At 61.1% G+C, this 16420-nt stretch carries 18 protein-coding genes; 5 read left to right on the top strand and 13 right to left on the bottom strand.

What is annotated here, in order from left to right; translation table 11 throughout:
- Nucleotides 1–183: 183 nt before the first annotated feature.
- Nucleotides 184–477, bottom strand: a complete 294-nt coding sequence (locus tag NW855_RS07450) for a hypothetical protein (RefSeq protein WP_011429755.1) — start codon at nucleotides 475–477, stop codon at nucleotides 184–186.
- 214 nt (nucleotides 478–691) lie between these two features.
- Between NW855_RS07450 and NW855_RS07445 the strand changes: the two genes are divergently transcribed.
- The 4 genes from NW855_RS07445 to NW855_RS07430 all read left to right on the top strand — a co-directional run bounded on the left by NW855_RS07445 (nucleotide 692) and on the right by NW855_RS07430 (nucleotide 4348).
- Nucleotides 692–934 (top strand): Ycf34 family protein, encoded by a 243-nt coding sequence (locus tag NW855_RS07445; protein ID WP_011429756.1) that lies wholly within the window; start codon nucleotides 692–694, stop codon nucleotides 932–934.
- Between the two features lie 121 nt (nucleotides 935–1055).
- The gene (gene hemF, locus NW855_RS07440) at nucleotides 1056–2069 is read left to right on the top strand and encodes an oxygen-dependent coproporphyrinogen oxidase (protein ID WP_099813229.1); all 1014 of its coding nucleotides are present in this window, start codon (nucleotides 1056–1058) and stop codon (nucleotides 2067–2069) included.
- A 31-nt stretch (nucleotides 2070–2100) separates the two neighbouring features.
- A complete protein-coding gene (locus tag NW855_RS07435) occupies nucleotides 2101–2796 on the top strand; it encodes an alpha/beta hydrolase (RefSeq protein ID WP_414402609.1) in 696 nt (231 codons plus the stop codon).
- Nucleotides 2797–2869: 73 nt separating this feature from the next.
- Complete coding sequence (locus NW855_RS07430; protein ID WP_414508638.1) at nucleotides 2870–4348, top strand: hypothetical protein; 1479 nt, start codon at nucleotides 2870–2872, stop codon at nucleotides 4346–4348.
- On the opposite strand, the gene NW855_RS07425 is transcribed toward NW855_RS07430, so the two are convergent.
- From NW855_RS07425 to cas10, 12 genes are all read right to left on the bottom strand, one after another.
- Nucleotides 4345–5241, bottom strand: coding sequence for a putative CRISPR-associated protein (locus NW855_RS07425; RefSeq protein WP_099812327.1), 897 nt, complete (start codon nucleotides 5239–5241; stop codon nucleotides 4345–4347). The genes NW855_RS07430 and NW855_RS07425 overlap by 4 nt on opposite strands.
- Nucleotides 5242–5294: 53 nt before the next feature.
- Nucleotides 5295–5426, bottom strand: a complete 132-nt coding sequence (locus NW855_RS07420; protein ID WP_414402611.1) for a hypothetical protein — start codon at nucleotides 5424–5426, stop codon at nucleotides 5295–5297.
- 129 nt (nucleotides 5427–5555) lie between these two features.
- Nucleotides 5556–6011: a hypothetical protein gene (locus tag NW855_RS07415; RefSeq protein WP_414402612.1), complete on the bottom strand. Its 456-nt coding sequence runs from the start codon at nucleotides 6009–6011 to the stop codon at nucleotides 5556–5558.
- A 10-nt stretch (nucleotides 6012–6021) separates the two neighbouring features.
- The gene (locus NW855_RS07410; protein ID WP_414402613.1) at nucleotides 6022–7002 is read right to left on the bottom strand and encodes an RAMP superfamily CRISPR-associated protein; all 981 of its coding nucleotides are present in this window, start codon (nucleotides 7000–7002) and stop codon (nucleotides 6022–6024) included.
- A gap of 95 nt (nucleotides 7003–7097) precedes the next feature.
- Nucleotides 7098–7550: a hypothetical protein gene (locus tag NW855_RS07405; RefSeq protein WP_414402614.1), complete on the bottom strand. Its 453-nt coding sequence runs from the start codon at nucleotides 7548–7550 to the stop codon at nucleotides 7098–7100.
- Nucleotides 7547–8527, bottom strand: coding sequence for an RAMP superfamily CRISPR-associated protein (locus tag NW855_RS07400; protein ID WP_414508637.1), 981 nt, complete (start codon nucleotides 8525–8527; stop codon nucleotides 7547–7549). The genes NW855_RS07405 and NW855_RS07400 overlap by 4 nt, the downstream gene beginning before the upstream one ends.
- Before the next feature lie 54 nt (nucleotides 8528–8581).
- On the bottom strand, nucleotides 8582–9424 hold the full coding sequence (csx7, locus tag NW855_RS07395; RefSeq protein ID WP_414508636.1) for a CRISPR-associated RAMP protein Csx7: 843 nt from the start codon (nucleotides 9422–9424) through the stop codon (nucleotides 8582–8584).
- A 19-nt stretch (nucleotides 9425–9443) separates the two neighbouring features.
- Nucleotides 9444–9980 (bottom strand): hypothetical protein, encoded by a 537-nt coding sequence (locus NW855_RS07390; RefSeq protein WP_148202689.1) that lies wholly within the window; start codon nucleotides 9978–9980, stop codon nucleotides 9444–9446.
- A gap of 114 nt (nucleotides 9981–10094) precedes the next feature.
- Nucleotides 10095–10535 carry a hypothetical protein gene (locus NW855_RS07385; RefSeq protein WP_414402616.1) on the bottom strand — a complete coding sequence of 147 codons (441 nt, stop codon included), beginning with the start codon at nucleotides 10533–10535 and terminating at the stop codon, nucleotides 10095–10097.
- Nucleotides 10532–11755, bottom strand: coding sequence for a CRISPR-associated RAMP protein Csx10 (gene csx10, locus NW855_RS07380; RefSeq protein WP_414402617.1), 1224 nt, complete (start codon nucleotides 11753–11755; stop codon nucleotides 10532–10534). The genes NW855_RS07385 and csx10 overlap by 4 nt, the downstream gene beginning before the upstream one ends.
- A complete protein-coding gene (locus tag NW855_RS07375) occupies nucleotides 11755–12468 on the bottom strand; it encodes an RAMP superfamily CRISPR-associated protein (protein ID WP_414402618.1) in 714 nt (237 codons plus the stop codon). The genes csx10 and NW855_RS07375 overlap by 1 nt, the downstream gene beginning before the upstream one ends.
- The gene (gene cas10, locus NW855_RS07370; protein ID WP_240527715.1) at nucleotides 12468–14768 is read right to left on the bottom strand and encodes a type III-B CRISPR-associated protein Cas10/Cmr2; all 2301 of its coding nucleotides are present in this window, start codon (nucleotides 14766–14768) and stop codon (nucleotides 12468–12470) included. The genes NW855_RS07375 and cas10 overlap by 1 nt, the downstream gene beginning before the upstream one ends.
- Nucleotides 14769–15189: 421 nt before the next feature.
- On the opposite strand from cas10, the gene cas6 reads away from it, so the two are divergent.
- A complete protein-coding gene (cas6, locus tag NW855_RS07365; RefSeq protein WP_414508635.1) occupies nucleotides 15190–16314 on the top strand; it encodes a CRISPR-associated endoribonuclease Cas6 in 1125 nt (374 codons plus the stop codon).
- Nucleotides 16315–16420 lie beyond the last annotated feature (106 nt).

Here is a 16420-nt window from a genome sequence, read left to right as displayed (position 1 = left end):
CTTCCTTGAGCCAACCCCGGCTGTTTCCTTGAGCTAGGAAGCGCAAAGGCAAAGGGGCCAGCCAGCAGGGCTGCTAGCCCCGATTATAGACAAAATTTGACAAAGCTTAAACAAGTATTAAGGAGAAAGTGCCCCTGTCCCGCGCCCCCAGGGATCCCTGGGGCCGCCAGGTTCAGATGGCTGCTAGCTGACGGTCACCGGCGACTCGGCTGCCGCAGCGCGCTCTTCCTCTTCTTCCGGTGGAACAGCCACAAACTCGATGTGGTTGAGCAGCGTCGTCACGAAGGCAAAGAGCAGAAAAGGCAGGGAGATGACCAAGATCAGCGCGATGGTGAGAAAGGCGTAGAGGGGGCTATTCATCAAAGAGAGGGCGGCACCCAGGCCGGCAAAAATCACGATTAGCCAAACGATGATCTGGCCGTAGATATCCCCAAAGGAGAGGGTGCAGGTAAAGCGGTAGCGGGTGTGGGTGTTCATGGCAATTTCTCGGGATAGCCTGGTTGACTCGATCCTGACTAGGAACCAAACCTTAGCCTCATGGGTGGATGAGTATCTTGAGATTTTAGACGAGAGAAGGGGAGATGCCTCTCTTTCCTAAGAAATGCCTCAGGAGTCGGTTGAGCAAGCCGGATCCCCCGCCTCTGAGAATGCTATCGTCGAGGTCACAGACTCTTTCGGGTAGGCAGCAGCCATGTGCATTTGTATTCACTGCTACTATGTGGATCGTTGCACCACCTATCACGCTGTGGAAGCGCAGCACCAGCAGCCCCACCTCACCCTGACGCCAGATTTTGAGCCGCAAGGACCCCAGATCAACGTCAACATCCGCAACGGCGGCACCGAGATGGAGTGGGATGTGGTGGCCTGCCAGAGCTTTCGCGAGGAGCGGAACAAGTGGGCTCGGCTTCGCCCCCAGGAGGTCGTTCCCACTTAAAATCCTAGGAGTGGCCTAGATCGCCGAAAAAGGGTTCTCCGCGCCTGCGGGGCTTGAGCCTTGGGTCTGCCCTTAGCAGGGGGAGGTTGTTCTGTCCGTTTCAAGAGATGGAAAGACGATGATGCTGACCGCAAGCCCGACAGCGCCGCCAACAGATGCCCGTCAACGAGTAAGCCAGTTTATGCGGCACCTCCAGGACGAGATCTGCGCTCGCCTAGAAGCACTGGACGGCAAAGCCAAGTTTCGGGAAGACAGTTGGGAGCGTCCCGGAGGAGGGGGTGGACGCTCGCGGGTTATCCAGCAGGGAGGGGTGTTCGAGCAAGGAGGGGTCAATTTTTCCGAGGTGTTTGGATCCCAGCTGCCCCCTTCGATTTGCAAACAGCGCCCAGAGGCAGCAGGGCATCCTTTCTACGCCACCGGCACCTCGATGGTGTTGCACCCCCGCAACCCCTACGTGCCGACGGTTCACCTCAACTACCGCTATTTTGAGGCGGGGCCGGTTTGGTGGTTTGGCGGCGGCATGGATCTCACCCCCTACTACCTGTTTGAGGAGGATGCGGCCCATTTTCACCGCACTGCCAAGGCGGCCTGCGACCGGCTGGATCCGGCCTACTACCCGGCTTTCAAGATCTGGTGCGACCGCTACTTCTTCTTGCCCCATCGGGGCGAGGCCCGCGGCGTGGGCGGCATTTTCTTTGACTATCAAGACGACCGGCCTGGGCTGCTCTACCGTCCTGAGGGCGAGGCAGAAGCGGATCCCGAGCAGCTCGCCGCTGAGCCGCCGCCCCTCCAGGTGCGGGTGGGATCCCGCAGTTGGGAACACCTCTTTGAGCTGGTGCAAGCCTGTGCCGAGGCGTTCTTGCCCGCCTATGTGCCGATTGTAGAGCGGCGGCAGGGGATGGAATGGGGGGAGCGGGAACGCCAGTTCCAGCTCTACCGGCGCGGCCGCTATGTGGAGTTCAACCTAGTCTACGACCGGGGCACGGTCTTTGGTCTCCAGACCCAAGGCCGTACCGAGTCGATCCTGATGTCGCTGCCGCCCTTGGTGCGCTGGGAATACGGCTACGAGCCACCGCCCGATAGCTGGGAAGCTAAGCTCTACGAAGTGCTGCGCCAGCCTCGGGATTGGGTCTAGGCGGCATTGGTCTCGATTTCTGAGGATTGCAGTGTCTTCCCCGCTGCCCCTTGCCTACCGCTTTCAACCCCCCCGCCACGCCGGGCCCGGCAAGGCGCCGGTGTTGGTGATGCTGCACGGGATCGGCAGTCATGAGGGGGATCTCCTCCAGTTGGCCCCTTACTTGGATCCCCGCTTGGCGGTGATTAGCCTAAGGGCGCCGCTTCCCTGGGGAGCGGGTGGCTTTGCCTGGTTTGAAATGGCCTGGACGCCGGAAGGGCTGGTGGGGGATCCCGAGCAAGCCCGCCGCAGCCGGGAGCTTGTCAGCCACTTTCTGGAGCAGGTTCTGCCCCAGGGGATGGCCGACATTTCTCTGGATCCGGCCCGGGTCTATTTGCTGGGGTTTAGCCAGGGGGCGATCATGAGCCTATATCTGGCTCTAACCCGGCCGGAGAAGCTGGCTGGCGTAGTGGCCATAAGCGGTCGCCTTTCACCGGAGATCCTAGCCGAGGCGGTGGAGCCAGCCCGGATGCAACACCTGAGTGTCCTCGTGGTTCACGGCACCGCCGATACCGTTTTGCCTGTGGCTTTCGGCCGCCAGATCCGCGACTACTTTGCCTTGCTGCCCCTGCGCTTGACCTATCGGGAGTACGAAATGGGCCACGAGGTTTCCCCAGAAAGTTTGCGGGATATCCAAGGGTGGTTGCAAAGTCAGCTGGACAAAAACGGTGGCCCTCCTTGGAGTTGAACCCTGGGCAAGGGCTGGGAGCTGTTGAGATCCCCTACAATAGCGGCAAAGTTTCTGCCCCCTGAGGCTCTCAGTGAACGGCGGCCAGCCTCCCTACGACATCCTCATCCTCTCCAACGGCCCCGGCGAGCTGCTCACCTGGGTGCGGCCAGTTGTCCTAGAGTTGCGCCAGCAACTGCCCCAGGCGCGTCTTTCCCTGGTGCTCTCTCCTTGTCCGCACGCCTCTGGGCAAGAGGTGAAGATAGCAGAGGAATTTATCCAGGTCGATCGGGTTCAGGATCCCGATTTTTTTCTAGCTTTTTTGCTCACTGGCCAAACCGAAGAAGCTTGGGACTGGGCCAAACGGGGGGTGGTGCTGTTTCTGGGGGGGGATCAGTTTTTTGCTGTCTGGATTGCCCGTCGTCTCGGCTACCGCGTGGTGGTGTATGCCGAGCATCGGCCCCGCTGGCGACCCTGGGTAGACGTTTTTGCGGTGCGGACGGAGGAGATCAAACGTCGCTACGACGGGGGACGCCTCCTGGGCCACCGCTGGGCTGCCAAGATGCACGTGGTCGGGGATCTGATGGCCGATGGCGTGGCCAGTGCTGTCTACTTGCCGGGGATACCTCTTCCCGGCTGGCTCAGCAGCCGCTCCCTTCCCCCGCCGACTCCTAGCGCTGCTCCCAAATCGACGGCAGGCTTTTCCACCCTCCTCCAGCCCCTCCCCGATCCCATCGAGGAGCTGGGATCGCTGCGAACGGCACCGGAAAAGGTGGAACCCACCTCTGCCGACGAAGCCTTGCTGCCGCGCGGCTGGCAACGTCTTGGCGATAGCATCCGCACCCACTACCAGGTGGGGCTGCTCCCCGGCTCCAAGCCGGCCAAGCTCTCCTTGGGGGTGCCGCTGGTGCTGGCGGTGGCCGATGAATTGCGCCAGCTGTTGCCCAACGTCGGCTTTGTGATCCCGGTGGCTCCTGGACAGACCCCACAATCCCTGGCGGCCTATGCCCATCCCCGGCTTAACCCCGATATGGCCATCATCTACGGCACCTCCGCCACCCTGGAGCAAACCAATCTTGGATCCCACTTCGTCACCCCCTTTGGCACCACGGTACAGCTGTGGACCCGTTTCCCTGCCTATTCGGTGCTGGCCAACTGCGACCTCTGCCTAACCACAGTTGGGGCCAACACCGCCGAGCTGGCCTACTTAGGGGTGCCGATGGTGGTGGCGATCCCCACCAACAAGCTAGAAGCTATGCGCGCCTGGGACGGGATCCCTGGACTGTTGGCCCGCTTGCCTGGCCTGGGCACCTGGCTAGCCCGCCTCATCAACAGAATTGCCCTGCAGTGGTTGGGCCACCTGGCTTGGCCAAACATCTGGGCCGGACACGAGGTGGTGCCGGAGCTGCGAAGCCATTTGCGCCCAGCCCAGGTGGCCGAACAGATGCGAGCCCTGTTGGTTAATCCCGAGCGGCGTCAGCAGATGCAGAGGGAATTGCAACGTCTAGGGGGCAGTCCGGGTGCGGCCCAGGCCATCGTACAACTCGTGGCCCAGCAGTTGAGCAAAAGCTAAAGGAGACGGCCAAGGCGCTCCCGCAACTCGGCGGCAGCCTGCTCCAGGTGGTCGGGGGTATAGCCGGTGGTCTCCACCCGAACCGCAAGATGGGTGTCCTGGCTCTCGTGGAGATGAACCCACAAAATGTGGCGACCATCTTCGGTTCTGCGGTTGGCGGCTTTGACGCCGTTTTTGGGGGCAGCGTAGGCGTTTGAGTCGTAGCGAACCAGATCTACCCAGGGAAGGTCGCGCAGGAGCTTTTCCACCTTGACCCAACTGCGAGGACGGTGATGGCTGCTGTCGCTCCGCAATTGGATGACCTGGGAGCGATCTCGACCGGAATCGGGGAGAGCCGCCCGCGGGATCCGCGGCTGGACTTGCGGCTGTAAGTAAGGTAAATACACCAGAGATTTATATTGCTCGTGGATGTAGCAGACCGGGATCCCCAATTGACTGCCCACCACGGCCATGATCATGGCCTGGGCTTTGAAGCCCCCGGTGGCGGCGAAGGTGACGATCCCTTTAGCGCTTTCCGCCAACTGGCGCAACAGCTCGGCCATCCGCTCCAGGGAGGATCCCTCTAGCTCGTAGTTAACGCCGGGGAGGGGCACCAGCGAAACCTGTTGTTGGCCCAGCGCTTCTTCAAAAAAGAGCTGCAAAATCTGGGCACACTCCAGTCCTTCAGAGGTTTCGGAGTAAAGCAAAATCAAGGCATCCTGGGGAGTGGGATCCAGCCGGTAGTAGGTATTGGTTTCGGCGCTGATTAGTTCCAAATCTGTCTTTTTCATCCAGGCCAAGGCCCGTTCCGGATCCCCGATGGTTTTTTGGCCGACCCAAGGGCGTTGTGGTTGCAGGTTTTTGTCCGGGTTGGTGAGCAAAGAGGTGCCCACCGTCATGATGATGGTCTGCATGAGTTATCCCCTAACTTTCTCGCAGTTTTTAAGGGCTCCATCCCCTCTCGCAATCAGAGCAGCCTTACTCTGCGAACTCTGCCATCTTCCCTTAAGTCGAGTACCTCTACCTCCACTTCTTGCCCCACCGTCAGGGATCCGGCCCGTTTCGGCTCTTTTTGGGTGAGCTTGATATTCGTATTCACGATTTGGAAGGTAACTTCGTTGCCCTTGATATTCGTGATGCTGGCCTTGAGGTGTTGCCCAATTTTGAAGCGGGCCTTGGTAGAAGCTGCTGCATTTTCAACTTGGGGCTGAGCCTGCTTTTGTTCAGGTTACTCTTTGGGCCGCAGTGCCTCTGGCTGGGGCTTGGCCTCGCCGCCGCGGGAATGGGTCGGACGACCGCCATTGGGATCGGGAGGGGACGGGATCTCGCCGATCGGCACTCCCCCATCTTTGTAGTAGCGGGCCAGGCGGGCGGCCCAGCCCAGGATCTGCAGCATCTCAGCCGGCCTATCCTGCAGAGATTGCAAGTACTTTTTACAGGTTTGGTCGATGAGCCGGTAGTAGCGTGGGGTTTCGTTGCTGCGGTGGAGGCCAGTTTCTCGCACCAGCTCGCCGGTGAATCGGAAGAAACGGGATCCCGCGTCGGGGAGATGGACCACCGAGCGGAGGTAGGCGAAGCACTTGCTCAATTCGTTGACATCCACCTCTTCCTTCGCCAAAGTCATGGCGATGCCGTGGGCGAGATCCCAAGATTGGGGGCTGAGATCGACGGGGTCTGACAGCATCGGAGCACCCTCAGTAGGCGGTGGTGGGCGGTTCGCGCAGATGGGTGGGGCTCAGGATGGCGGCCAACTGCCGAAGCTGATCGGGCAGGATGTAGCCCTGGGCAGCTTGGATCTGCTTTTGCACAAAGGCTTTGAGGGCTTCTCCTTCTAGGGTATCGGCTTGTGGGGGATCGTAGCGGCTATAGCGCTCTTTCAGGTTGCGGGGCTGCTCGATCTTGTCCAGGGTGACCTGCAGGGATCCCAGTCCTACAGGCTTGCCGCCCCCCACCTTCAGCAGCAGCGGATGCGCGGGATCCTGACCCAAAACCGTGAACAAGGTGCCCAGCTCGGCAGGGGTGAGGTTTTTGAAGTGGATCTGGGTTTTGAAAACCGTATTTTGCGCCGCCTGCTGGGTGGGTGTCCCCTTTTGATGGCCCTGCAAAGCCCTGCGGTGCGTGTAATAAAACTTGCGCCCAACCGCCTTGCCGTTTTCAAAGTAGGCTCTGCGCTGGTCGGGTCGGGGACGGTACAGCGGGGGCAGGGATCCGCCGCCGGAGCCGATGCCGGTGGCAACGGCATCCCTGAACTCCACCAGTCCCTGCCAGTTGAGGGCGCCAAAAACGCGGCTGGCAGGACATAGCCGCTCCTTCTGGCGGCAGGGCTGCCGCTCTGGTGGGATCCGATCTTTGTAGCGGCTGGTGATCACTGCAAGGGTGCTGTTGGTGATCGCCTCGTACATGGCCCGGATGGCCCCCTTGAGGGAGCTGCCCTGGATCTTGAGCCGCCCGTCGGGGGTGGTGGTCATGGTTTTGAGCACCGGGATCCCGTTGACGCCGACGTCGCTGCCCAAGGCCAGGTGGCCGGTGGAGATGTGGAGGGCGGTCTGCACCGTCAGGGTGAGAAAGAGGGTGCCGTGCAACTTGTCGGGATGGAACTTGGCGTGGCCGGCGGGCCGCTCCAGCTTGGGGGGCTGGGTGGGAAACGGGATCAGCTCGTAGGGTTTGGGAGACACGGTTGGGTTACCTCCACCTCGACTGCTGTCGCCGGCAGAGGATCTTGCAGAGGCAGCCTGGTTGGGCAGTGGGCGAGGGCCTTGGGGGGTCATGGTCACCTCGGGATCAGGGCAATAAAGTGAACACGGGCAGTTCGCTCATCTCGGAAGTAGCGCTGGCCTACCCTGAGATCTTTGGGATGGCTGAGGAGCTTGGGGAAGCGGGTTTCTTGACTTTGGGATCCGTACAGGTCGGCTGCGTGATCCTCCCACCGCCACTCTCCCGGCAGAGGGATAAAGGAGTCCGGGGGAGCTTGGATCCCCAGATACAGCAGATCCCAGCCGTGGGGGGTGCTTTTCCAGCGCAGTTCCCCTTGTTGGGAGAAAACTTGCCCCTCTGGACAGACGGGATCCGCCGGGATCCCCACCTGAATGCCGCTGACTCGATGGGGCCAGCGCAGAAAGGAGTAGGTTTTTTCAGAAGTGGAAAAACAGGCCGAGAGCACTTGGGAAAGCGAGGGCTCCCCCCCGTCTCGAATCCTGAGCGAGGCGACGTAGGCTGGTTTCATACGGCTTTGGCCTCCGCTTGCAGAAGTTTGGCCCAACTGTTGACGGCGGCAGCGAGCAGGTGCTCCACCTTGGCCTCGGATCCCTGCTCCCAGGTCAGCCGCGCCCCAAATCCCAAAGGCATCGGCTCTGCTCCCACCGGCACCGCTTGGCTATCGGGTTGGGGAAAGCCGTATTTGCCCGCCTCTTCGGGGGTTAAAAATTCGCCCGCCCCCAACAGGGATCCCTGTGGCCAGGTCAGGGGGGATCCCAGTAGTCGAATCTGCTTGTTTGCCTCATCCACCAGGCAGCCCGGATAGTCCACCACCGCCCACTCGTACTCAACCCGAACGGTGCCCATGCCGCGGGACTTGGCAAAGCCGATGCCAAACCAGCCTTCATCCAGATCCCGCAACGCCAGTCCCAGCAGACCCAGTTGGGCCAGGGTAAAGTTTTTCAGGTGGATCTTGGTTTGAAAGGATCCCTCTACGCACACTTGATAGCTGAACGGCCCCAGCCCCACCGCCACTGAGCCGAAGACGCGGTCGATGGCCACCCCATTACGTTCCTCCAGGCGCAGAGGGGTTCCCGGCTTGGGATAGGCATCTTCGATGCGGACCCGGCTGGCGATGGCTGTGTTGCCGAACATCTGATCCGTAAAGGAAGAAAGGGCGTAAACCTGGTGGGGCTCTGCAATTTTTTCCAGCCATTGATTGGCCTTTTGGTCGAGGGGATCGCTGGCCCAGAGTTTGAAGCCTCCCCCCTCAGGACGTCTGTCGCTGCCCACCGTTCGGACGATGCGCTCCGCGTGGGCGCGAATGGCCCCTTTGAGGGAGCTGCCGGGAAAATAGACTGTCCGCCCGCCGCCGCGATAGGTTTCCACAAACTCCATGTCGGGCTTTGTCGGATCTGCCCCTTGTTTGCCAGCTTTGATGAGCACAGGGCCATCTGGCTTGAGGGTGAGGCAGAGGGTGCAGTGGTTAACGTAGCGCTTGTGCATGGCCTGGGATCCTTCACTGAAGAGGAACAAGAGGGTTTTCGCCCAACCCTTGCGCTAGCTGCGGGGGCCGACGGGAGCGACAGCGGTTAGTTTGGCAACCAGGGCTTCCACCCAGTCTTGGCGCAAGGCGGCAGCCTCTTCCGGGCTAAGGGGTTGCCGGGATCCGGCCACCAGCTCTTGCAGATAGGTCAGCAGCCGCCGCGGATCCCCTTCTGAGTCAAACCAATAGACCGCCCCGATCTCCAGGCGGACGACCCCCAAGCCGCGGGAGCGCCCCCCTCCCAAGGGGATCTGCTCCGTTTCCAATTGGTGCAAGCCGATGGCCAGCAGGCCCAGCTCCCATGCTTCGGCATTTTCGACAACGGCGTGGAACTGAAAGGGGGTGTTGGCCGGCACCACTTGAAAGTCGTAGAGCTTGCCCTCTGCCGCCGTCTCCGTATCCCGATCGATGGCCACACCATCCCGCTCTTGGTATTGGCCAAACCAGGCTTCCGGCACCACGGGCAAATCGCGAATCTGCACCTTGCCCGCCAGCCAAGGGGATCCAAACACCTGCGAGACCCAGTCGGTGGCCTCAATGAGCTTTTGAGTCAGAGCCGCATCGTCCCCTTTGTAGTCATTTTTAATTTGGTTGATGATCTGAAATTGCTCGCTGCTGGTCAATTCGCCGGGATCCCTGGCCAGCTCTGGGTTGATGCCCCGCAAGAAACTTTCCAGGCGAGAGCGCATTGCCCCCTTCAAACTGGAGCCGGGAATGAGCGGACGGCCCAGCGCATCCTTGAGAACCGGCAAATCCGAGCCGATGGGTTCGGTGGAGCGGCCCACCCCGATGTGCAGAGCGGTCACGGTGGTGAGGGTGCCGGTGATTTCCAAGCGGTTTTTGAAAACGTCGAACATTGTTCCCTCAAATGGCTGCTCAAGTTAAGGCTTGTACTGCAGAGGTTTGCCATTCCCGAAGCGAGACGGAGCCCTTAATAAAACTCAAGAGGATCCCTAGGATCTGAGCAATTTCTGAGATAAAGTACTCCCTGTCATCGATAAAGAGTTGGTCACCCTCGAGTTTTGCAAATCGCCAGTTGGTTCCTGAGGTTACTGCTCCATAGACACTGTCTACTTGAGAATTGGAGTTCTTGTTAAAGACCTGTGCCCCCACCATACCGGCAACGCACTGGCCCAGACCCCCGATCAAGTCTTCTTTTTTGGCCTCAACGATAATCACCACCGGATCTTGAATGTAGAGTTGGAGAGGGGATAGGCAAATGATGTAGTCGCATAGGCCCACCAACCCCCTCTCGGGATCCACGTTGAATTCCTTGCCGGAAAACAGCGAGATTTGATCCCGACATAGGTACTTCACCTCTCCCAGCACAGGGGCGATGATAAACTCGGAGCGGGCTTTTTCGCTGTTGACCGAGGTGGCCAAGCCGAGATAGCGATCTAGGGTTATTTTCAAGTAATCGGAGCACTCAGTCGGTGGAACCTCTGCAAACAGGCCATGGATGATTCTTGACCTGAGCTGAAAGGTCGAAATGGCTCTCTCAAGGGTAAAACTGCTGTAGGTCACGGTCTAGGATCCTCCTCCCTCTCGCTTGTACTTGAGGTAGCGGGCCCCATAGCCCAGGTAGCGCCGAATCAAGTCAATTTTGATCTCGTTGACTTTGGGGGATGCTCTTTCAATTCCGGCTTCCCTGGCGATGGCTATAGCCCTTTGATGAATCCAGTTGTCGATGTCTTTGATGATGGCTTCTGCCAAAGAGTCTTTGCCCCGCCCCCACTTGTTATCGCGCCCCACCTGGTAGCGCAAAAAGTTCTTGATCACCTCTGAGCTTTCGGTGGAAGCTGCCACGTGCAATAGGTTGCGATATTGGGCCTCTTCCAATCTGTTGAGACCTCTGAAGTTATCCAAGGCGGCTTGAATTCTGGCGACCAGATCATCTTCGGCCAGCCGGATTTGCCGTTGGATCTTGAGCTCTTGTTCCGATGTGATCTCGCTGGTGGCGAAGGTCATAGCGGGTTCTCCCAGAAATGATGATGGAACGGACTGCAAACTTCGATTTGGCCGAATCCTTCAGCAGTGCGTTCGCCAATCCCCCAGTATTCCATCTCCGCCAAAATCGGGATCCAACGCTCCAGTTGCGTGGTGCTCAGCAGAAAGACACTGCCCTGCGTGGTTACCAATTCTACATCTTTGAACAGACCCCAGGCAGCGTTCCAGCCGGAAACATAGGCGTAGCTGCTGAAGGCCAGCTCCAAAGCCAGGGATCCATCTTCGCAGTTGGCCTCCTCCTGGAGCATCGGCGGCGTGAGCACCGTGGTGCGTTGCCAGCGCTCCTTGAGGATGGCCCCCGACTGCAGCCCGATGGAGAAGTACTGCCGCTCCGGCGGCAAGGGCTGCCAGGGATCCCCAAACACCTGCCATTGTTGCCAGCGCTGCCGCAGCTTTTGGTTAAAGGCTGCCACCCGCTCAGCCAGGGAGGGCTTCGGGGCCCTCAGGTGTCGAGCGGCAAGGCTGACCCGGCCCAGCCCCCGCGACACCCCCCCTCCCAAGGACAAGCGGCGGGCGTGGGTGTTGAGGTAGCCGGCGAGGGCTGCCGCCAGCTCGCGATCCTGCAGATAGATGTGGCCGCTGAAGAGGGAAGGCTGCAAGCTCCCATCTCGCCCGGCCCGGCCCTCGTTGATCACCTCCAGGCTGTAGAGGATCTGGTCGGCGGCGGTGGCGCGGCGGCGGTTGATCCCCACCCGCGTGAGCAGGCGCTTGGACACGGCCACCCTTCGGTAGCGGGATCCCTCCTCCTGGCTGTAAAAGCCGCCGAAGGGCTCCACCCTGCCCCCGGAGCCATCCGGCTCTGCCGGATCAAAGGGGATCCCCAGCCGCTGCGAGCAGAAGCGATCCAGCAGTGTGTCGAACACCCCCGTTTTGCCCGCCTCTGAGCGGAAGCCGGGGTTGTTTTTGGAGCTAAAGGCCGTGGCCGGCAAAACCCGGCTGCCGGATCCCGGATAAGCATGGGTAAACACCGCCGCACGGGCCTCCGTGAACAGGGCGGCCAGATCTCCTGTCAGGGCCTCGCCGGGGCGGTGCCGGCTTTGGCGGAGCAGGAGGTCGGCCAAGGCCCCCCGGATCACGCTGCCGGGAATGAAGTCCTGGGCCTCGCTGATGGAGCCGCCCGGCTTTTGCCGACCGATGGCCAGGGGAGACTCGGCAGTGAGCGTGAGTTCAATGGCCTCCATCAGCTCCCTCCTCCGGCCAAAAAGGCCCAATCTGCGTCATTCGGCTGCAGGGCAGCTAGAGACTGGGGATCCCAGTGCAGCCAGCCCAAACCTGCGGATTTGCTGCCCCCCAGCGCGATCAGGTGGTGCAGGGCCGCCAACAGGAGAGTTTTGCCCCAGGAAGGGCAATCGGGCAAAAGCTGCAGGGATCCGGAAAAAGTCAGCTCAGCCGCGGGAGAGGTCTCAATGAGGTAGAGCCGCTGATCCTCGGCGGTGCGGCGGCGGCGGTTGAGGGTGACCCCAGGGCGAAGGGTTGGTTCCAGAGCTGCTGGCGGCACCTCGCAGACGAGATCCTCCACCCACAGGCGGGAAGGCAGGGCCGGATTGCCGAAGATCTGGCAGATCAAGCAGTGGGATCCCCGATAGCCCTCGACCTGGTACTCGGGGCGGTCGAAGTTGCCCTCGTTGCCCTCCCGCTGCGGACACATGCGCTCTGGGTCGGGAGAGCGGCAAATGGCCCAGCCCAGGCCGCGGGCCAGTTTTTCGCATTCGTGGCGCAGCCGCCCCTTCAGTTGGGAGCCGGGAATGATCAGCCTGCCGAAGGCATCTTTGAGCAGGGGCTTGTCCGCCAAGGAGCCGCTGGAGCCGCCGGATCCCACCGCCAGAGCCGAGGCGAGGGTGGCCTTCAAAGGGATAGAGGTGCTCGTTTGGGGCAGCTCTGCCAGCCGAACCATCACTTCACCTCCACAGGAACGGGCCGGCCCTCGGCCTGGGGCTGTTTTTGGACAAAAGCGTACAGATCCACCAGATCCCGCCAGATGGTCTCGTAGGTGGGTTCCCCCTCCGCCGCCACGTACATCCAGGGGGGAAGGTGGCCGTCGTTGGTTTTGGCCTTGCACCAGGTGCGTTCAAAGGCCTCGATCAGCGGCTGCCCTTTTTGGCCCAGCCGGGTGCGGAAGTAGAGGTAGTTGAGGGTGGCGGTGCGCTTGCCTTTTTCCAAAAAGCCGCGGATTTGGTAGAGCTGGGAGCGGGGAAAATCCGCCGCCTGCAAAGCTTGCACCGTTCTCAGCAGCCCACGGATCTCCGGGACGGTGTAGGGGCCGGCGTAGAGCTTGAGGAGGTGGCCGTTCTGGCGATTCTCCAGGGCCTGCTGGCGAAAATCCTGGATGCTGGAGGCGATCAAAGTCACCGATTTCAAAGAGAGAAAGTCGATGGTGGCCACCGAAAAGTCTTGATCGCGGGGCTTCAGCTTTTTGGCGCGGCTTTTGGCAGATTTCAACAGTTGTTCGGTCAGCCTTTCGGCATAGTAGATGGGGGTGTCTTCCGAGGCAAACAGCACGCCTGCCGAGGTGGAGAGCCGACAGAGCTGGTCTGGGCTGTCGGCCGGGTAGCGGTGCGGCACCTGGCCGAGGGAGCGGGCGGCGTAGGTGGCCGATTTGGCCAGCAGGATCTGCTCGAACTGCTCACAAAAGGTGGCGGCAATGTCCAGGGCCTTGTGGGCTGGCACCACCATCAGCACATCGTCCCCGCCGATGGTCAGGATCTCGAAGGGGTGGATCCACTCGCCGTTGCGGTCTCTGCCGCTTTCCGGATCCGGCGGCAGGCCCCGCAGCCGGTGCGCCTGCAGGTGCTGGGCAAGGGCGCGGTAAACGGCTTGTTCCGTGGCCTCGGAAACGTCGCGGCTAAATTGCCGGTAGGCCTCTGGGGTTTGGATCTGCTGCACGTAGCCGCCCATGTTGTTGCCGTCGGCGTAGAGGTAGGCCACAAAGCCCTGGCTGGCGTTGGCCACTTCCCGCAGCGATTGCGCCTCGCCGATCCCCTGGCCGGATCCCGCGCAGGGCTGCAAATAGCGCTCCCGGTAGGGCTCGCCGGCGGGAGAGTCGAGGAAGCGGGCAAATCGCGTTACCCAGCTTTCCACAAAGCCGGGATCCCAGGCGGGGAATTTGCGGAACCACCCCTGCTGGCCTGTCTCCAGGCGCTTGGCCTGGCGGCCCACCAGCGCTTTGCGGGCTGTGGCCTCCGATAGCCAGGGCTGACCTGGCAGGTCGGCTTTGGCCAGGGCCGGGCGGCGGTCGGTGCTGTCGCGGCGCAGGTAGGGGTGGGTTTCAAAACAGGCGGGATGGGCGCGGCTGGGACGACCGGGATCCGGATTGCCGTTGCGGCGGTGCTGGAAGCGGGCAGCCAGGTGGCCCACCAGCTCGTTGAAACTTTTGCGGGCCTGGAAGCTGGCTTCGCTGCAATCTCCAAAGTAGGCCCTCACCAGAGGGTGGGCCTGGTGTTGGGCCAGCCAGTCCAGCCAGGGGGTGCGCTCGATGGGATCCCGCAGCAGGCCGTAGCGCAGCTCCAGCAGCCGAAAGGCGGATCCCACGGCACAGGCGTTGGCGGTGAGGGTTTCTTCGGTGTAGCGGCGCTCGATGGCCTCGCAGAGGTCGTCCACATAGGCCGCCGGACAGAAGGCCAAGAGGTTGCCGCCGGTGGAGTAGATGAGGAGCTCCGGAATGAGAGCCTGCGCCAAAGCCGGGTAGTGCTGCTGCAGCCAGGGCCGAACCCGCCGGTTCACGTAGGCCTCCAGCTCTGCTTGAGACTCCTTCCCCAAGGCTTTCCACCCCAAGTAGGTTTGCTCGGGATCCCCAAAAAAGGCGGGCAGATCCACCAGGTTAATGCGATCCAACAGGGCCGAGGCGCCGCGAATTTCCGGCAGTTTGGCGGACTCGAAGACGTAGCCCTTGATCTTGGTAGCCCCCCCGTAAACCAAGCCGATGCGGCTGGTCTGCCGCCACAGCTCCGGATAGCGCGATTGCAACTCTGCCAAGGTTTTGGGAAAGGTTGTGGCCGCCACGCTCTCCTGAAATTGGCGCACCTGCGCCCAGAGGGGCTGCAGCGCCTCCGGGATCCCGGCTGCGTCGTCGGTGCGGATGGCTGCGCACATCTGCTGCAGAATCGGCAAGGGAAATTGGGGATCCCGCCCTTCTCCCCAGGCCAGGCACCAGGCCAAGGCGATGGGCACGGGGGAGGCAGAGGAGGTAGCGGTCATGGGCAACACCTGGCAAAAAAGATATAGAACGCAGCTGCTGTGCTGGCGGGCAAATCCGGCCCTGACTTTTGACTGGAGCGATCCTTGAACTTCACAAATCCTTCATCAAAACCAAAGGCGCTTCAAAAAGACGGCGTCGGCAATAGCAGCCACGCGGGCAGAGAATCGCAGCCGACAGAGAGAGGCCATGGCAGTGACTGATGGTTGCATTTTGCAGTTCCAGACTGGGAGACAGTATAGGCCGATTTGGATTCATTGCCAACAGATTCAAGACTTTTTTCGGTTGGCCCAGCCAGCGATTTAAAGGTAAAGCAAATTGGAAGGGATCCCTTCTCAAATCCTCTCAAAGGAAAAGTGGCTCTAGGTTGATTTTGGATAGGGGCTGCTATTGACTGGGGATGAGCAGAAATGGGATGGGCCTATGCTGACCAAGTTGAGTTTTTCAGAGCCACCCGTCGCCGGAGCAGAAAACAGCAAGTGGCCGGCGGGATCCGAGCTGGTGGGGATCGCCCTGGAAGTGCAGGCCCCTCAGCCCTACCTGTTGGATCCCCACTATGCTAAGGGGCTGCACGCCTGGTTTTTGGGCGAGGTGCAGCAGATGGATCCGCAGCTATCTGCCTATTTGCACGACGGAGAATCGGAAAAACCCTTTACCCTCTCCCGGCTGATGGGGCCCTTCCGCGAGCAGGGGGGGCGACTGCTGATCCCGCCCCAGATCCCCTTCCGCTGGTCGATCACCGCCCTCAACCCCCAAGTGGTGGAGTGGCTGCGGGAATGGTGCCGACGGCTGCCCCCCTGGCTGGAGTTGCGCGGATCCCCGCTGCAGATTCTGGGATGGAAGGTCTCAGCCCCCCCGCGCACCTATCGTCAACTGCTGGAGCAGCCCCTTGTCCGTCGCTCCTGGAGCCTCTCTTTCATCTCGCCCACCAGCTTTCGCCACCGCGGCCACCATTTGCCGCTGCCGGTGCCTCGCAACCTGTTCCACAGCTATTTGCGCCGTTGGAACGATTTTTCCGGCCTGCCCATCGAGGTAGAACCTTTTCTGGATTGGGTGGATGGGGAAGTGGTCATCCAGCGGCACCGGCTGGAATCGGTCAAAACCACCGCCGGCCGCCAGGGATCCGTGACGGGCTTCGTTGGCTGTGTACAGTTGGCGGTCTCCACCCGCGCGTCTGAACTGTTGCAGCAGCAGCTCCAGGCCCTGATCCACTTCGCCCCCTACTGCGGCACCGGCCACAAAACCCCCTTTGGGCTGGGGCAAACCCGCCTCGGTTGGCTGGCCGAAGAGCTGCCCGCCACCCCCGTCCTTTGCCGGGAAGAGCAACTGGCCCGGCGCATCGAGGAGCTGAGCGCCCTCTTTCTCAGCCAGCGGCAACGACAAGGGGGATCCCGCGCCGAAAAAACTGCCCAACTGTGGGCGACGATCCTGGCCCGCCGCGAAGGTGGAGAGAGCTTACAACAGATCGCCGCTGATTTGGAGATGCCCTACGAGACGGTGAAGACCTATGCCAAGCTGGCCCGCCGCTCTCTCCAGTCTGGATCCTAGGACTACTCGTCGAGCAGTCTTCCCTAGATGACTTGAGGTACTTTGTTGAGCCTGATACATTCACGCTGAACTCTCCTGAACATGGTTCAGGAAAGAAGCGATCGCA

The sequence above is a fragment of the Synechococcus sp. RC10B2 genome, assembly GCF_047502635.1.
This window is presented reverse-complemented; position numbering and strand designations above follow the sequence as displayed.